Annotated in this window: 12 protein-coding genes; 9 read left to right on the forward strand and 3 right to left on the reverse strand. The window is 39.7% G+C overall.

The annotated features are described in order from the left end of the window. The 9 genes from E1176_RS15720 to E1176_RS15760 form a co-directional block, all read left to right on the forward strand. Positions 1-2,871: M16 family metallopeptidase (locus E1176_RS15720; RefSeq protein WP_343030549.1), on the forward strand; the 2,871-nt coding region annotated here is incomplete at its 5' end. 343 nt (positions 2,872-3,214) lie between these two features. Beyond that, entirely contained in the window at positions 3,215-3,868 is a 654-nt protein-coding gene (locus tag E1176_RS15725) for a GNAT family N-acetyltransferase (RefSeq protein WP_343030550.1), read from the forward strand. Continuing rightward, positions 3,858-5,057, forward strand: a complete 1,200-nt coding sequence (locus tag E1176_RS15730) for an argininosuccinate synthase (RefSeq protein ID WP_155211769.1) — start codon at positions 3,858-3,860, stop codon at positions 5,055-5,057. Before E1176_RS15725 ends, E1176_RS15730 begins: the two co-directional genes overlap by 11 nt. Continuing rightward, complete coding sequence (gene argC / locus E1176_RS15735) at positions 5,050-6,027, forward strand: N-acetyl-gamma-glutamyl-phosphate reductase (RefSeq protein WP_155211771.1); 978 nt, start codon at positions 5,050-5,052, stop codon at positions 6,025-6,027. The genes E1176_RS15730 and argC overlap by 8 nt, the downstream gene beginning before the upstream one ends. 12 nt (positions 6,028-6,039) lie before the next feature. Beyond that, on the forward strand, positions 6,040-6,981 hold the full coding sequence (locus E1176_RS15740) for an N-acetylornithine carbamoyltransferase (protein WP_155211773.1): 942 nt from the start codon (positions 6,040-6,042) through the stop codon (positions 6,979-6,981). Then, positions 6,978-7,751 (forward strand): acetylglutamate kinase, encoded by a 774-nt coding sequence (gene argB / locus E1176_RS15745; RefSeq protein ID WP_155211775.1) that lies wholly within the window; start codon positions 6,978-6,980, stop codon positions 7,749-7,751. The genes E1176_RS15740 and argB overlap by 4 nt, the downstream gene beginning before the upstream one ends. Beyond that, the gene (locus tag E1176_RS15750) at positions 7,748-8,812 is read left to right on the forward strand and encodes a M20 family metallo-hydrolase (protein ID WP_343030551.1); all 1,065 of its coding nucleotides are present in this window, start codon (positions 7,748-7,750) and stop codon (positions 8,810-8,812) included. Before argB ends, E1176_RS15750 begins: the two co-directional genes overlap by 4 nt. 2 nt (positions 8,813-8,814) lie before the next feature. Then, on the forward strand, positions 8,815-10,095 hold the full coding sequence (gene argH, locus E1176_RS15755; RefSeq protein WP_155211777.1) for an argininosuccinate lyase: 1,281 nt from the start codon (positions 8,815-8,817) through the stop codon (positions 10,093-10,095). Between the two features lie 112 nt (positions 10,096-10,207). Continuing rightward, the gene (locus E1176_RS15760; RefSeq protein WP_155211778.1) at positions 10,208-11,206 is read left to right on the forward strand and encodes a hypothetical protein; all 999 of its coding nucleotides are present in this window, start codon (positions 10,208-10,210) and stop codon (positions 11,204-11,206) included. Positions 11,207-11,386: 180 nt separating this feature from the next. Here the strand turns inward: E1176_RS15760 and E1176_RS15765 are convergent, their stop codons facing one another. The 3 genes from E1176_RS15765 to E1176_RS15775 all read right to left on the reverse strand — a co-directional run. Then, positions 11,387-11,752: a hypothetical protein gene (locus E1176_RS15765; protein WP_155211779.1), complete on the reverse strand. Its 366-nt coding sequence runs from the start codon at positions 11,750-11,752 to the stop codon at positions 11,387-11,389. A gap of 89 nt (positions 11,753-11,841) precedes the next feature. Next, positions 11,842-12,495, reverse strand: a complete 654-nt coding sequence (locus tag E1176_RS15770; RefSeq protein ID WP_155211780.1) for a response regulator transcription factor — start codon at positions 12,493-12,495, stop codon at positions 11,842-11,844. Next, a partial coding sequence (locus tag E1176_RS15775) for a sensor histidine kinase (RefSeq protein ID WP_222933165.1) occupies positions 12,482-15,183 on the reverse strand: 2,702 nt, incomplete at its 5' end. The genes E1176_RS15775 and E1176_RS15770, both read right to left, overlap by 14 nt.

A 15,183-nucleotide genomic window follows, 5' to 3' on the forward strand; every position in this document is an offset into this window, starting at 1 on the left:
CATATGCAAATGAAAAAACTGTCTTTATGCCTTTTCCTGGCTGCTCTGGTTATATTCCAGGCTTGTCAAACCGGAGGCGAAAAAGAGGAAAACAGTGGTAATACTGAGCTTTCTATCGAAAATGAGAAGTACACATTACCCAATGGCCTTGATGTAATCCTTCACCAGGACACTTCAGATCCTATTGTGGCTGTAGCGATCCAGGTACATGTAGGCTCCAACCGTGAGAAACCAGGTCGAACTGGCTTTGCTCACTTTTTTGAACACATGCTCTTCCAAAAGTCAGAAAACGTGGAAGATGGCGCTTTCTTTAAGAACATCAATGACCTTGGTGGTACATTTAATGGTGGCACCTGGTCTGACGGAACGGTTTACTATGAAGTAGTACCAAAAGATGCCCTTGAGCGTATTCTATGGATGGAATCTGACCGTATGGGCTTTTTCATCAATGCAGTTACAAAAGCTGATTTGGAAGGTGAAAAACCTGTAGTAAAAAATGAAAAGCGCCAGCGAGTTGACAATGTACCTTACGGGCACAGAACTTATGTAATCAAAAAGGCGCTTTACCCTGAAGGCCACCCGTATAACTGGGAAGTAATCGGAGAACTTGAAGATCTTGAAGCAGCTACGCTTGATGATGTGAAGGAGTTTTATGACAAGTGGTATGGACCAAATAATGCCACTCTTGTAATTGCTGGTGACTTCAACAAAGAAAAAACTAAAGCATGGGTAGAAAAATACTTTGGAGAAATACCATCCAGAGGAGAAGAAGAGCCCTTGGAAGCTATGCCGGTATCTTTAGAGGAGAGCAAAATGCTTTATCATGAAGATGACTATGCTAAGGTGCCTGACCTACGTATGGTTTACCCTACAGTAGAATCTTACCATCCTGATTCATGGGCTTTAAGTGCATTGGCAGAAATTCTTACTGAAGGTAAAAGAGCCCCTCTTTATAAAGAATTGGTAGAAGGTACTGAATATGCACAAAGCGTTTTTGCCTACAACAATTCTAGCGAGCTTGCTGGTGAATTTAATATCGGTGTGAGAGCAAAAGATGGTGTAGATCTTGACTCTGTGTATGCTGCTATACAAACTGCGTTGAATCAGTTTGAGCAAAATGGTTTTTCTGATAAAGATCTACAGCGCATAAAAGCAAGACAAGAAACCAGTTTTTACAATGGTATTTCTAGTGTTTTAGGCAAAGCATTCCAGTTGAGTAGCTACAATGAGTTTGCCGGCTCTCCTGATTATATCTCAACAGATATAGAAAATATTCTGGCTGTTACCAAAGAAGATGTGATGGAGGTGTATAAGAAATACATCAAAGACAAGCCTTTCGTAATGACAAGTTTTGTACCTAAAGAGCAATTAGATCTCATCGTTGAAGGATCTGAGAAGGCAGAAGTGAAAATGGAGGAAATTGTGCCTAATGAAGCCGCTGAAAGTACTGAAGAAACTGTAGCTGAGATTGAAAAGACACCTAGCAACATCGATAGATCGGTTGAACCTGAATTAGGAGAAACACCGCTTGTTTCTGCTCCGAAGATCTTTGAAACTAAGCTTTCTAATGGCATGAAAGTGTATGGCATACAGTCTGATGAGTTGCCTTTGGTAAACTTTAGTATAAGAATAAAGGGAGGTCAGTTATTAGATAGCCCTGAGTTGCCAGGTGTAGCTAGTCTGATGACTGACATCATGCGGGAAGGTACTAAAAACAAGACTCCTGAAGAATTGGAAGATGCGATTGGGCAAATTGGAGCAAGCATCAACATGTATACGTCTCGTGAGTACATCACAATCACTGCCAATTGCCTGGCAAGGTACTTTGATGAGACAGTTGCACTTGTTGAAGAGATGCTTCTAGAGCCTCGTTGGGACGAAAAAGAGTTTGACAGAATTAAGAAAAATCAGATCAACTCGATTAAGCAGAGAAATGCCAACCCTAACATCATCGCATCAAATGTTTCTGATAAGATGATGTATGGTGAAGGACATATATTCTCACAGCCTATAAGCGGAACATTAGAATCTGTAGATAAAATCACTATCGATGATCTTAAAGCTTATTATGCAAATTACTATGCACCTGGCATCAGCTCATTTCACATAGCAGGTAGTGTAGATTCAGATAAGGTAACAAATGCGCTTAAAGGCCTTGAAGAAAAATGGGCGGCTAAGGAAGTAAACTTCCCTGAATATGAAATAAACAACACGCCAGCCAATACTGAAATGTATTTTGCCAATTTTGACAATGCAAAGCAGTCAGTAGTGCGTATAGAGCGCATGGCAGTACCAAGAAATCACCCGGATTATTTCCCTCTTACTGTGGCTAATTATGGGCTAGGTGGCAATTCCGGTGCTAAGTTATTTCAGGTGCTGAGAGAAGAGAAAGGCTATACCTATGGTGCTTACTCATTCTTAAGCAGCAGTACTCAGGAGTCGCCTTTCACCATGTACTCAAGCGTAAAGACTAATGTAACACCGGAGTCTGTACAGACTTTTAAAAGTGTGCTTGAAGAGTATATGACAAATTATGATGCAGCAGAACTTGAAAAAGCCAAGACTGCATTGATCAGACAAGAAGCAAGAGATTACGAAACCCTCAATGATAAACTTGATATACTTCAACAGATATCAACTTATGATTTGCCTGAAGATTTCGTAAGACAAAATCAAAAAGCTTTGAAGGATTATTCTGTAGAAGACATGAAGTCGATCATGAACAAATACATGAATCCTGAAGAGATGACTTATATAATCGTGGGTGATGCAAAAACACAATTAGATGGTGTTGAGAAGCTCAATATCGCTCCGGTTGTAAAAGTGGATAGCGATGGAAATCCTATCGATAAAAAGATCGAAGCAAATTAATTTAAATTTTCTTCAATCATAGAAAAGATGCCTCAAATGACATTGAGGCATCTTTTTTTATTTCTAAACCAGTTTTTACCCACGTTGCAAGATCCCCGTACTTGCTTATTAAAAATAAATTGACATACCTTTGCCCTAACAATGGCAGAACAACTCACAAATATCCTAATCAATAAGCAAGTCTCTCTTGCTCAGGGTATTGTTTTGTCTTTATCTACTTCACGCAATAGGAACCTACGCCTTAGGGCGTAATACACTCTTTGCAGAGCTACGTGCTCTGCTATCCTCATAGTTTTATCTATTTATCATCTCTTTCTGAAAAGAAAGTAAATCCTATTTTCTCGTGAAATTTACAATTACTGTGGCTGATAATAGCCATCTGGAATATGCTGAATCTATCTGTCAAATGATGGCAGATGCGGCACAAATAAGGGGTACGGGTATAGCTCAAAGACAACCTGAGTACATCAAACAAAAAATCGAGCAAGGTAAGGCGATTATTGCCCTACACAAAGATAAACTTATTGGTTTTTGCTATATCGAAAGCTGGCAAGATCAGAAGTATGTAGCTAATTCAGGCCTTATTGTTCACCCAGATTATAGAAATGAAGGTCTGGCCAAAGTCATCAAAAAAGCGACCTTCGACCTTTCTAAAAAGATGTTTCCAAACGCACTGCTTTTTGGTATCACTACCAGTATGGCGGTGATGAAGATCAATTCTGACCTTGGTTACAGACCCGTCACTTTTTCTGAACTCACTACAGACGAAACTTTCTGGAAGGGTTGCCAGAGTTGCAACAACTATGACATACTTATGAGAACAAGCAAAAGTATGTGTCTTTGCACAGGTATGATCTGCGATCTAAGCAAAGAAACCAACAGGCAGTTACCAAAAAAGCTTGCCTGGACAAAGTTTAAAGAGTTTTTCAAGGAAAGACTCAAAGTAAAATCAAAGCAATTGCTCAACCTCACAAAAATCACTTCAGATGTCAAATAAGAAAGTACTACTCGCTTACAGTGGTGGTCTGGATACCTCCTACTGCATTAAATATTTAAAACACGAACTACAACTAGATGTATACACAGCCATAGTCAACACTGGTGGATTTGACACACTGAGCCTGAAACAAATCGAAGACAAAGCCTACCAGTTGGGGGCTAGCTCACACATTGTGCTTGAGCAAACTGATGCTTTTTATCAAGACATACTCAGATTTTTGATTTACGGCAATGTGTTAAAAAACGGCACCTATCCCCTTTCAGTGAGTGCAGAGAGAGTGCATCAGGCTAAAGCATTGGCCAAATATGCGTTGTCTATTGATGCTGATTATATCGCACATGGTAGCACGGGGGCTGGCAATGATCAAGTGAGGTTTGACAGTATTTTTCAACTGGTAGCACCTAATCTAGAGATTCTCACACCTATAAGAGACCAGCAGTTAAGCAGAAAGCAGGAACTCGATTTTTTGGCTGCTCATGGTGTTGCTATAAAGTGGGAAGAGGCTCAGTATTCGATCAATAAAGGCCTTTGGGGCACAAGTGTTGGCGGAGCTGAGACACTCACTTCAAACACTCCTCTTCCTGAAAAAGCTTACCCCAGTCAGCTTACAGCAAAAGAGCCACAACAAATTACGCTGTCATTTACAAATGGTGAGTTATCGGCAGTAAACGGAAAAACGGCTAACCCTACCCAACTGATCAAACAGATTGAAAAAATTGCATCAGCGTACGCGATAGGTAGAGACATTCATGTTGGAGACACTATAATTGGTATAAAAGGCAGAGTAGGGTTTGAAGCAGCCGCTGCCAAAGTGATTATAGCTGCTCATCAGGTTTTAGAAAAGCATACGCTTTCTAAATGGCAATTACATTGGAAAGAACAGTTGGCTGGTTGGTATGGCATGTTCATTCACGAGTCACAATATTTTGAGCCAGTGATGAGAAATATAGAAACGTTTTTAGAGGCCACACAGAAGAATGTTTCTGGTGAAGTGTACATCAGGCTTTTTCCCTACAGTTTTGAGATTGAAGGCATTACTTCACCTCATGACCTTATGACATCGGCATTTGGTATCTATGGAGAAGCCAATGACCAATGGAGCGGAGAAGATGTTAAAGGATTCACGAAAATCTTTAATAACAGCACGCAAATTTATAACGCAGTAAACAGTGTGAGCTATGATTAAAGTTGGCATTATAGGAGGTAGTGGCTATGTAGCCGGAGAATTGATCAGATGTTTACTGCATCACCCTGAGGCCGAGATCGACTTTATTTACAGTCACTCAAAGGCTGACCTTGCAATTGAGGAAGTGCATGGTGACCTTTTTACTATAAAAAAGATTGCTTTTAGCCAATCAATAAATTACGCTGTCGATGTAGTATTTCTATGTATGGGTCATGGTCACTCAAGATCATTTCTAGAGGAAAATGAATTTAGTTCTTCAACAAGGATTATTGATTTAAGCAGTGATTTCAGACATAACGCTTCCAGAGATTTAGGAAACAAACAGTTTTACTATGGTTTGCTACCGCTTAAGAAAGAGACAATCAAAAACAAAAAATACATAGCAAATCCGGGTTGTTTTGCCACTGCCATACAACTGGCATTACTACCGGCTGCGAATGCGCATCTTCTGCCACAAGAAGTACATATTCATGGCATTACTGGATCAACCGGAGCCGGAGGAAGTTTAAGTGAGACAGGGCATTTCAGTTGGAGAAACAACAATATTTCTATTTACAAACCCTTTCAACATCAACACTTACAGGAAATTTCAGAGAGTTTAAAAAGCTTGCAGCCAGAGTTTGAAGGTAGCCTCAACTTTATACCTCACAGAGGAAACTTTACGCGTGGGATTTTGGCGAGTGTTTATTTCAATTCTTCGATTGATGAGGAAGATTTAGTTAATCTATACAGCACATATTATGAGTCAGACCCATATACTTCTGTAACCACTCAGCAAGTTCATCTCAAGCAGGTAGTAAATACCAATCACTGTTTGCTTCAAGTTCAAAAAATCGATGGAAAGGTGTTGATAACAAGTGTTATAGACAATCTGCTAAAGGGTGCTGCCGGGCAGGCCATCCAAAATATGAACATACTATTTAATCTGGACGAAACCAGCGGCCTGCAATTAAAGGCGAGCTATTTCTAAAAACTAAGAACAATGAATTTTACAAGTATAAATGATATATCATCTCCTGTTCAACTGCTTGAACTGGCTAAACAGATAAAACTTAAGCCGTTTGATTACAGGGAGTTTGGCCAAAATAAAACATTAGGCCTGCTATTTTTTAACCCTAGCCTGAGAACCAGACTTAGCACACAAAAAGCTGCCAATAATCTAGGCATGGATGTGATTGTAATGAATGTTGGTCAGGATGGCTGGCAACTTGAGATGGATGAAGGGGTCGTGATGAATGGCAGTAAACAGGAGCACATCAAAGATGCTGTTGCCGTGCTCTCACAATACTGTGACATAATCGGTGTCAGAACTTTTGCTTCACTCAATGATAGAAAGGCTGATTATGAGGAGTTGGTACTCAAGCAATTTTTAAAGTATACCCATGTACCCATTATTTCACTTGAGAGTGCCACGCTGCATCCACTACAGTCGTTGGCCGATTGGTTGACCATTGAAGAACATAAGGTGGCTCATAAGCCTAAGGTTGTACTTACCTGGGCGCCACATGTGAAACCACTCCCACAAGCCGTGGCTAACTCTTTTGTTGAGTGGATGAAGCTTGCCGAGGTTGATTTGACCATTACCAATCCGATAGGTTTTGATTTGGCACCTCAATTCAGCAAAGATGTAAAAGTCGAACACAATCAAGATATGGCGCTTGCACAGGCCGATTTTGTCTATGCTAAAAACTGGTCTTCGTATCAGGATTATGGCACAATAGGTGGTGAAATGACTGATTGGCAAATCACACCAGAGAAAATGAGCCTTACTAACAATGCCAAATTTATGCATTGCTTACCTGTAAGAAGAAATGTAGTGGTTTCTGATGAAGTGATAGATGGACAAAACTCACTCGTTTACGAGCAAGCCAATAACAGAACATACGCTGCACAAGCTGTGCTATTAAACCTCTTACAATTATGAAGTTACAAGTGATAAAAATTGGAGGAGAGGTAATTGACGATGCACAAATGCTTCACAGATTTTTAGAAGATTTTAGTGCGCTCAAAAACCCAAAAATACTTGTGCATGGAGGTGGTAAGGTGGCGAGCAACCTCAGTAAACAACTTGGCCTTACACCAAACTTCGTAAACGGCAGAAGAATAACCCAATCAGCCGATCTTGAGGTGGTAGTTATGGCTTATGCAGGCAAACTCAACAAATCACTTGTGAGCAAACTGCAAAAGATCGGTTGTAACGCAATTGGTATATCAGGTGCAGACGGAGATAGTGTAAGAACTGCAAAAAGAGTGCAAAGCCCGGTGGATTATGGTCTTGTCGGTGATATCACAAAAGTAAATGGCCAGTTAATCAACCAATTGATAAAGGCCAACCTTACACCGGTATTTTGTGCTATTACACATGACGGGAATGGTCAATTGCTGAATACCAATGCCGATACCATGGCTGCAGCGATCGCGAGCACTATGAACATGTTTTTTGAAACTGAGCTTGTTTACTGTTTCGAGAAACAAGGAGTGCTCTCAGATATAAAGCAACCTGATTCTGTAATCCAGGAGATTTCTCAAAAAAAATACACAGCGCTTTTAAAGGATAAACAGATCTATGAAGGCATGCTTCCCAAGCTGGAAAACTGCTTTAAGGCACTTAAAAATGGAGTAAAATCTGTAAAAATAGGCAGTTATAAAATGCTGACTGAGGATACAAACAATCACACCAAACTTGTATTATGATGGCTGAGGTAATAGAAAACTCCTGTATTGGTTTGCTCAAAAAATTGATTGAGACCCCTTCATTTTCTAAAGAAGAAAATAAGACTGCTGACATCATTCAAAGCTTTTTATCGGCAAATCAAATCAACGCTAAAAGAGCATTAAATAACGTTTGGGCTGTAAATAAGTATTTTGACCCTGAGAAACCAAGTATTTTACTTAACTCTCATCACGATACGGTGAAGCCAAATAGTAGCTACATAAGAGACCCATTTGAGCCCAAGGTAGAAGATGGCCGATTATATGGGTTAGGAAGCAATGATGCGGGAGGGTGTTTGGTATCACTATTGGCTACTTTCATGCAGTTTTACGAGCAAGAGCACCTGAAATATAATCTCATTTTTTCGGCAACGGCCGAAGAAGAAATATCAGGATCGAATGGTATAAGCTATTTATACCCAATGCTGCCCTCGATTGATTTTGCCATCGTTGGAGAACCTACGCAAATGAAAATGGCCATTGCAGAAAAAGGTCTTATGGTGATCAATGGATGTGCACATGGCAAAGCAGGCCATGCCGCACACGGAAATACAACAAATGCTATTTATGAAGCCCTAAAAGACATCGAGTGGATCAGTAATTATGAATTTGCAAAATCCTCCACCTTTTTAGGCCCGGTAAAAATGAGCGTCACTCAAGTTACGGCAGGATCGCAACATAATGTAATTCCAGACCGATGTGCATTTGTAATTGATGTACGTACCAATGAATACTATAACAATGAGGAGGTATTTAAAATCATAGAGCAACACACGCATAGTCAATTAAAAGCTCGCTCCTATAGACTTAACTCATCATCAATCGCTGTGGACCACCCGGCAGTGCTTGCAGGAAAACAATTAGGCCTTGAGCTTTATGGCTCCCCTACACTATCTGACCAGGCACTTTTAACTTGCCCCTCAATAAAAATAGGGCCGGGTATCTCAACCAACTCACATATAGCAGATGAGTTTATTGAGATTAAAGCGATTTATAAAGGAATTGAAATTTACACCAGCTTACTAAACACAATAATAAAATAGCCATGAAACTCTGGGACAAAGGATATAAAACAGCTCACATCGTTGAGAGCTTTACAGTAGGAAAAGACAGACTTTTAGATCAAAAATTAGCTAAATATGACGTACAAGGAAATATAGCTCATGCTAAAATGCTGGCTCAAATTGACATTTTAAGCACTCAGGAGTTAAATCAAATCCTGCATGCATTGGATGAAATAGAAGGAGACATAGCAAGTGGCACTTTTCAAATTGAAGAGCAGTTTGAGGATATACACAGCAAAATCGAACACGAACTCACTGAAAAAATAGGTGAAGCAGGTAAAAAAATCCATACGGCAAGGTCTAGAAATGACCAGGTGCTAGTCGATCTTCATTTGTATTGTAAAGATGAGATCGACCAAATTAAAAGGCTGATAAATAAGCTATTCCATACATTGATCAATTTGAGCGACAAGTACAAAAATGTGCTACTTCCCGGCTACACACATATGCAGGTGGCCATGCCTTCATCTTTTGGTTTGTGGTTTAGTGCGTATGCCGAATGCCTCGTTGATGACATCACCCTCTTGAATGCAGCTTACAAGATCGCTGACCAAAACCCTCTTGGTTCTGCTGCCGGCTATGGTACCTCCTTCCCTATCGACAGACAAATGACAACCGATTTATTGGGTTTTGATTCATTGAAATATAACGTTGTAGCAGCACAAATGAGCAGAGGGAGGTTAGAGACATCAGTAGCTTATGGTTTGGCCTCTACCTCTTCCACATTATCTAAACTGGCCTCTGATGTGTGTTTGTACATGTCTCAGAACTTTAATTTCATTGCTTTTCCCAAAGAGCTAACAACCGGATCAAGCATAATGCCTCACAAGCAAAATCCGGATGTTTTTGAATTGGTAAGAGCGAAATGTAACGTCATTCAGAACCTGCCAGGGCAGCTGATGTCAATCACAAGCAATCTCACGAGTGGTTATCATAGAGATTTACAGGTATTAAAAGAGTTGCTTATCAACAATATAGATTCAATTAAGGAGTGCCTGGAGGTCAGCACATTTATGTTAGAAAACATCATTGTAAATCAAGACATAATCAATCAGCCAATATACGATCACTTATTTACTGTAGAAACTGTGAATCAGTATGTTATGGATGGATTGACATTTAGAGAAGCCTATAAAAAAGTCGGCAAAGAAGTTTTGCAAGGAGAATATAAGCCTGAAAAAAAAGTGAAGCATACGCATGAAGGCAGCATCGGTAATCTATGTTTGACTGAAATCAAAGAGAAATTTGAGAAAGCGTATTGATAAAATCATCATCACTTAGGTCGTTGCTTTGGCTCACATTATAAAATTGGTTAGATTCATTTTTTCAATAGCTTTAAGTAATAACCTTAAACTAAGCTTCTTATAAATAAAAATGCAGCAGATTGACTTAAAGAGGCCTTCTTCAACGGCATCCCGGCTGCTAGGTATTCTACTGCTAATCGGCTCCTCGGTGTTAATCTGGGAGTGGTTAAAAACCGATCAGGTTTTTCTGTTGGTATTAGGGTTGGTATTACTACTCTTCTACATCTCTACATTAGCTTCTTATCATAAACTTAAATACGACAAGGACTCAAACAAAATCACCTTAATCAAAGGACTATTTTTACCTTACAAATACAGAAAAATAGATAAGAAGCTAATAAAAAAAATAGAACTACGCTCAACAAGTGTCGACTCAAAAAGAGGTCCTTATATCGACTATCAAATGTACCTGTTGGGTGAAGATGAGCACCTCATTTGCACAGACACCCCGCTAGAAGTAAGGCGATTAGGTGAAGAAACCGCTGATATGCTGAGGCTCAGCTTAACGAATAAAATGTTTGCCAAGGCTACCACCCGTAGGTTTTCGGAGCTTAACACTCCGCTTATCGAGCAGTGGAAAAAGAAAAAGACAACCCCTAAGAAACCACGACAAACAAAAGACCTGAAATCTATAGAGGTAAATCAAAAAGATGATTATGCGGTAATAACCATACCCGCACATTTCGACATTTATAAGAAAGTAACCATAGGACTATCAGTAATAGCCATAGTGATTGTTGGCGCACTTATGTTCACCAAAGATTTTCAGTTATTTTATTTAGGCTTATTTGCCAGTACTTGTTTGCTTGTGGCCTATGGATTGACCGTGTTACTGACCAGGTCGGCTATAAAGATTGGGGGTAACTACATTAGCTACGGCCAGGGTATGCTTTCTTTGAAGGAAAAAATTAAAATAAATCTCATCGAAGAGATTGTTTATCACAACAACGCTTTGGTGATAATAGCTGATCATAAATACCTTCATATAAAAACTGTTTTAGACGATAACGAATTTGCTTTCTTCAGTAGTATTATAGAGTACTACCTGTATCGTTTCGGAAAGATTTAACTAGCAAGAAAATACTCACATAGTACTTTAAGTAGCACTAAAGTTAAGACAAATACGTGCTTTAAAATCACATCCTGAAACTTCTCGATTGCTAAAATTTTTCTCATATCGTAAAGATGGTGGGTTGGAAAATTTATTTTCTAAGGGACTTTGCTTATTTATTAAAATACGTGTTTTCCCTTAGGGCAACGGACACGACAATTTTTCGGTAACAAAGGTCTCTCCACTCAACACAGCACTTAGAGCATGGGGCAGTTCTTCAATAAAATCTTCAACTAATAAATAAGCACGTTTGCTACAATTTGTAATCGAACTTACAAATGCACTCTCCTTGTATCCATCGAGAATTACCAACGCTTTATCTGTAAAGAAATCGTTTTTTAATGTAGTTAAACCGTATGAGAAGCTGTCATACACGATCACATCTGCCACCACCTCTTCTTTATTCACATTCTGACAGTCATTACACCACGACACTTCATACTCATGATCGGGCATAAGTTCTACCAAAACGGGATTTTTGCTTATCAATAGCAGCTTCTTCATACAGTTAGTTTTTTTCACAACTGCAAATGTAAATAGTTGCCAGCTACCTGATTTAAGCACAAATACGTAATTCGATCTACGTGTTTCCCTTAAATGTTATCGAAAAGTTGATTTTTGACTGCGTATAAAACGAGCCCTGTAGAATTTTTGGCTCCTGTCTTTTCCATGAGATTGCGCTTATGCACCTCTACAGTTCTTACACTTATAAAAAGTTTATCGGCTATCTCCTGATTAGACATCTCCTCTAAAATAAGCTCGTAAACCTCCAGCTCTCGCGGTGTGAGTGGTGTGGCCAATTGTTCTGTTGCCTTTGGTTTCTTCCTGGCCAGGTTATTCATTACAGTTTGGGCCACTTCCTTACTGTAAAAAATTTCATCATTCATTACTGCATTTATTGCAGTAAGCATCTCTTTTTCGTCACAGCTTTTGAGAATGTAGCCACTTGCTCCTGCATCCATCATGGCCTTAATGTGCTGGTAGTCGTTATGCATGGTGAGTGCAAGCACTTTCACGTCCTTATATGTGTCAGTAATATTCTTTGTAGCCTCAATACCATTCATCTCAGCCATATTTATGTCAATCATGACCAGATCTACAGTTACATCCTTAAGTTTTTTGAGGGCATCATCTCCGTTGACTGCCTCGTCAACAATGTCAAAATCTGCATTCTTCTCGAGGTAAAGCTTAACTCCATCACGTACTATTTGGTGATCGTCAACGATAAGTAGTTTAATCTTGCTCATTAAAGTAATGTTTTTTTGCTGGTATCTCTATGGTAAGGTTGGTACCTCTACCTTCCTGACTATTAATTTCAATATTTCCTGACAGTATTTGCACACGATGTTTCATGCTGTCTAACCCAAAATGGTGGTTTTGCATGACTTCCTCTTTGTTAAAACCTTTGCCATCGTCTTCTATAGACCATATGATCACATCATCATAAGCCATTACCTGCAGGGTCACTGTCTTTGCATTGGCATATTTTAGCGTATTATTTATCGCTTCTTGCGTAATACGATATAAATGTAACCCAACACTGTCCTTAAGGTTTTTCTCATTGAGATTATGGTAGAACTCAAATTTGGTTTCTGATATACGATTTAACTCTGTAATCAAGCTTTCTACTGACAAGGCAAAACCAAAGTCTTCAATACTTCTAGGCATTAGGTTGTGAGAAATATCTCTGGCGTCTTTTATCGCATTAGTAAGGTGAGTCAACCCTTTGCTTACCCGATCTAAAAGCTCCTCATCATTGAGCTGTGATTTAAGCGCATTGAAATTTAATGAAGCCGTTGTGAGCTTTTGGCCAAGGTTATCATGCAATTCGCTAGCTATACGCTTGCGTTCCCTGTCCTCTGTTTCAATGATGGTTTGTATAATTCGTTCTTCGGCCTCCACCCGCTCAGTGATATCAGTAATAATCCCTTCAAGTTGACCTTTCTCCAATTCCTGCCCTTTATCAAACAGCCATTTAACACCAGAGGGAGTCTCTATCTCGTAGATTAAGTTGTAAGGCCTGTTTTCTGCAAGTGCCTTACTTACCTCCTCTTTTACATAATCATGATATGAAGGCTTAATCAGTTTAAATAAACTCAGCTTGCCGCTTGTAAATTCTCTGGGAAGATAACCTGTGAGTTGCTTGGCACCTTCACTCACAAATGACATGGCGAAACCATCTTCATAAAAACTTCTGTACACCATACCTGGTAGATTAGAAATTAGCGCCTGTAGCCTCGCTCTACTCTTTACCAGAGCAATTTCCATTTTCTTTCTCTCATTAATGTCCAGATGCACACCCATGGCTCTCAGTGCTTTACCCTCTTTATCTCTATCGATTACCTGCCCACGCACCATTATCCACTTAAATGTGTTGAGCTTTGTTTTTAATCTATATTCAACCTCGAAGAATTCCGTTTCTCCTTTGATGTGAGCAATCATAAGCTCATAGATGCGTTCTCTGTCATCGGGGTGTACTCTGGCGGCCCACCAGTCAAAAGAGGTACCTACCTCCTGCAAACCAAAGCCAATCATACTTGCCTGATAAGCGTTTACAACCACTTCATGCGTAGGAATCTGCCAATCCCACATACCTTGCCTGGCGCCATCGATTGCCGTTTTTAATCGCTCTCTGTTTTCTTCTCTATCTGTGATATCTATCAAGATACCATCAAACACTACCTCTCCTGTACTTAAGGTCACAGGCTTAAATCGATCTATCAGCCAGCGCTTGTCTTTTCCTTTCGTTCTAACAATTAACTCCTGCCCCTCTCCTGTTTCAAGAGCGGCACGAGACTTTACCCACATCTCCTGATGAAACTCATCATCTATTACATCTATAGGTACAAGATTTTTCTCATCGATTACTTTAGGCGAGTGCCCAAGCACCTCATTACTTTTCTCGCTCACAAAGTGCACTCCAAAAGGTGGCTCGCTACTTACCCTGTACACCATACCAGGCATATTGTCAATCAGCGATTCCAGCTGCTCTTTGCTTTCCTGCATTTTAGCTTGGGCTTCTCGGTAAAAGGTTACGTCAAGCATCGTGGCAATTACATATAAAGTGTCTTCCACGTAAGTAGGCGCCAGCATAAGCTCACAACTGAAAGTTGAGCCATCTTTGCGAAGGGCGGTAAGCTTCCTGTCTCTACCAAAATAATAAACTCTTGGTCGTGTATTGAGCTCTTTTCTTACTTCAAATAAGGTAGGGTAATGTTCTTTGGGTACAATGATCGTAGCATCCTGCCCAATAATTTCTTCTCCATGGTAACCAAAATATTCATTGAACTTGCTATTGACCATCTCTATTTTACCATTACTATTGAATAGTAAAATTGCTGCCGGGTTATTCTCAACAAGACTTTGAAACATCTTGACCGCCCTCTCCAGTCTCAATTCTGCGTCCCGCTCTGCTGTTATATCACGAGAAACATACAATACATGCCTGCACTTACCTTGATCAGCCATAGGGATGAGCATAGACTTAGCCAGGCCGCGTGTACCGTTAGGGCGTTTATAGTCTTCCTCATATTTATAGGTCTTGCAGTTTTCTACGACATACTTCAGGTTTTCATACCTGAGGGCTTTTTCGTCAGATGTAAGATTTAGCACATCATTATATAAAAAAGAAATTGGCTCCCCTATGATATCTTTTTTGGTATAGCCGGTGTGTTTCTCCAGGGATTGCAAGTAGCTTTCTGGCAATTGCTGGATTATGTATTTACCCTCTACAAGCTGATATAAGGCTATAAAATCGTTGGCATTCTCATATATCAACGACATCACCTTTTCGCTGCTGTTAAGTTTTTCGTAAGCTTTTTGGAGTTTGTTATGGCCTATTACCTCCTCTGATTTGATTTTTCTTAAGTAAAAAATCAAAACAATAAGGGCTGTAAAAAGCACACCTATTATAAGCAAAGCAATTGTTGGTGAGA

The sequence above is a fragment of the Fulvivirga aurantia genome, assembly GCF_009711475.1.
GTDB lineage: Bacteria > Bacteroidota > Bacteroidia > Cytophagales > Cyclobacteriaceae > Fulvivirga > Fulvivirga aurantia.

Bases quoted from the DNA above. Each gene is read 5' to 3' on its own strand.
- E1176_RS15730 (WP_155211769.1), top strand. From the start codon at position 3,858: ATGTCAAATAAGAAAGTACTACTCGCTTACAGTGGTGGTCTGGATACC.
- argC (WP_155211771.1), top strand. From the start codon at position 5,050: ATGATTAAAGTTGGCATTATAGGAGGTAGTGGCTATGTAGCCGGAGAA.
- E1176_RS15740 (WP_155211773.1), top strand. From the start codon at position 6,040: ATGAATTTTACAAGTATAAATGATATATCATCTCCTGTTCAACTGCTT.
- argB (WP_155211775.1), top strand. From the start codon at position 6,978: ATGAAGTTACAAGTGATAAAAATTGGAGGAGAGGTAATTGACGATGCA.
- E1176_RS15750 (WP_343030551.1), top strand. From the start codon at position 7,748: ATGATGGCTGAGGTAATAGAAAACTCCTGTATTGGTTTGCTCAAAAAA.
- argH (WP_155211777.1), top strand. From the start codon at position 8,815: ATGAAACTCTGGGACAAAGGATATAAAACAGCTCACATCGTTGAGAGC.
- E1176_RS15760 (WP_155211778.1), top strand. From the start codon at position 10,208: ATGCAGCAGATTGACTTAAAGAGGCCTTCTTCAACGGCATCCCGGCTG.
- E1176_RS15765 (WP_155211779.1), bottom strand. From the start codon at position 11,752: ATGAAGAAGCTGCTATTGATAAGCAAAAATCCCGTTTTGGTAGAACTT.
- E1176_RS15770 (WP_155211780.1), bottom strand. From the start codon at position 12,495: ATGAGCAAGATTAAACTACTTATCGTTGACGATCACCAAATAGTACGT.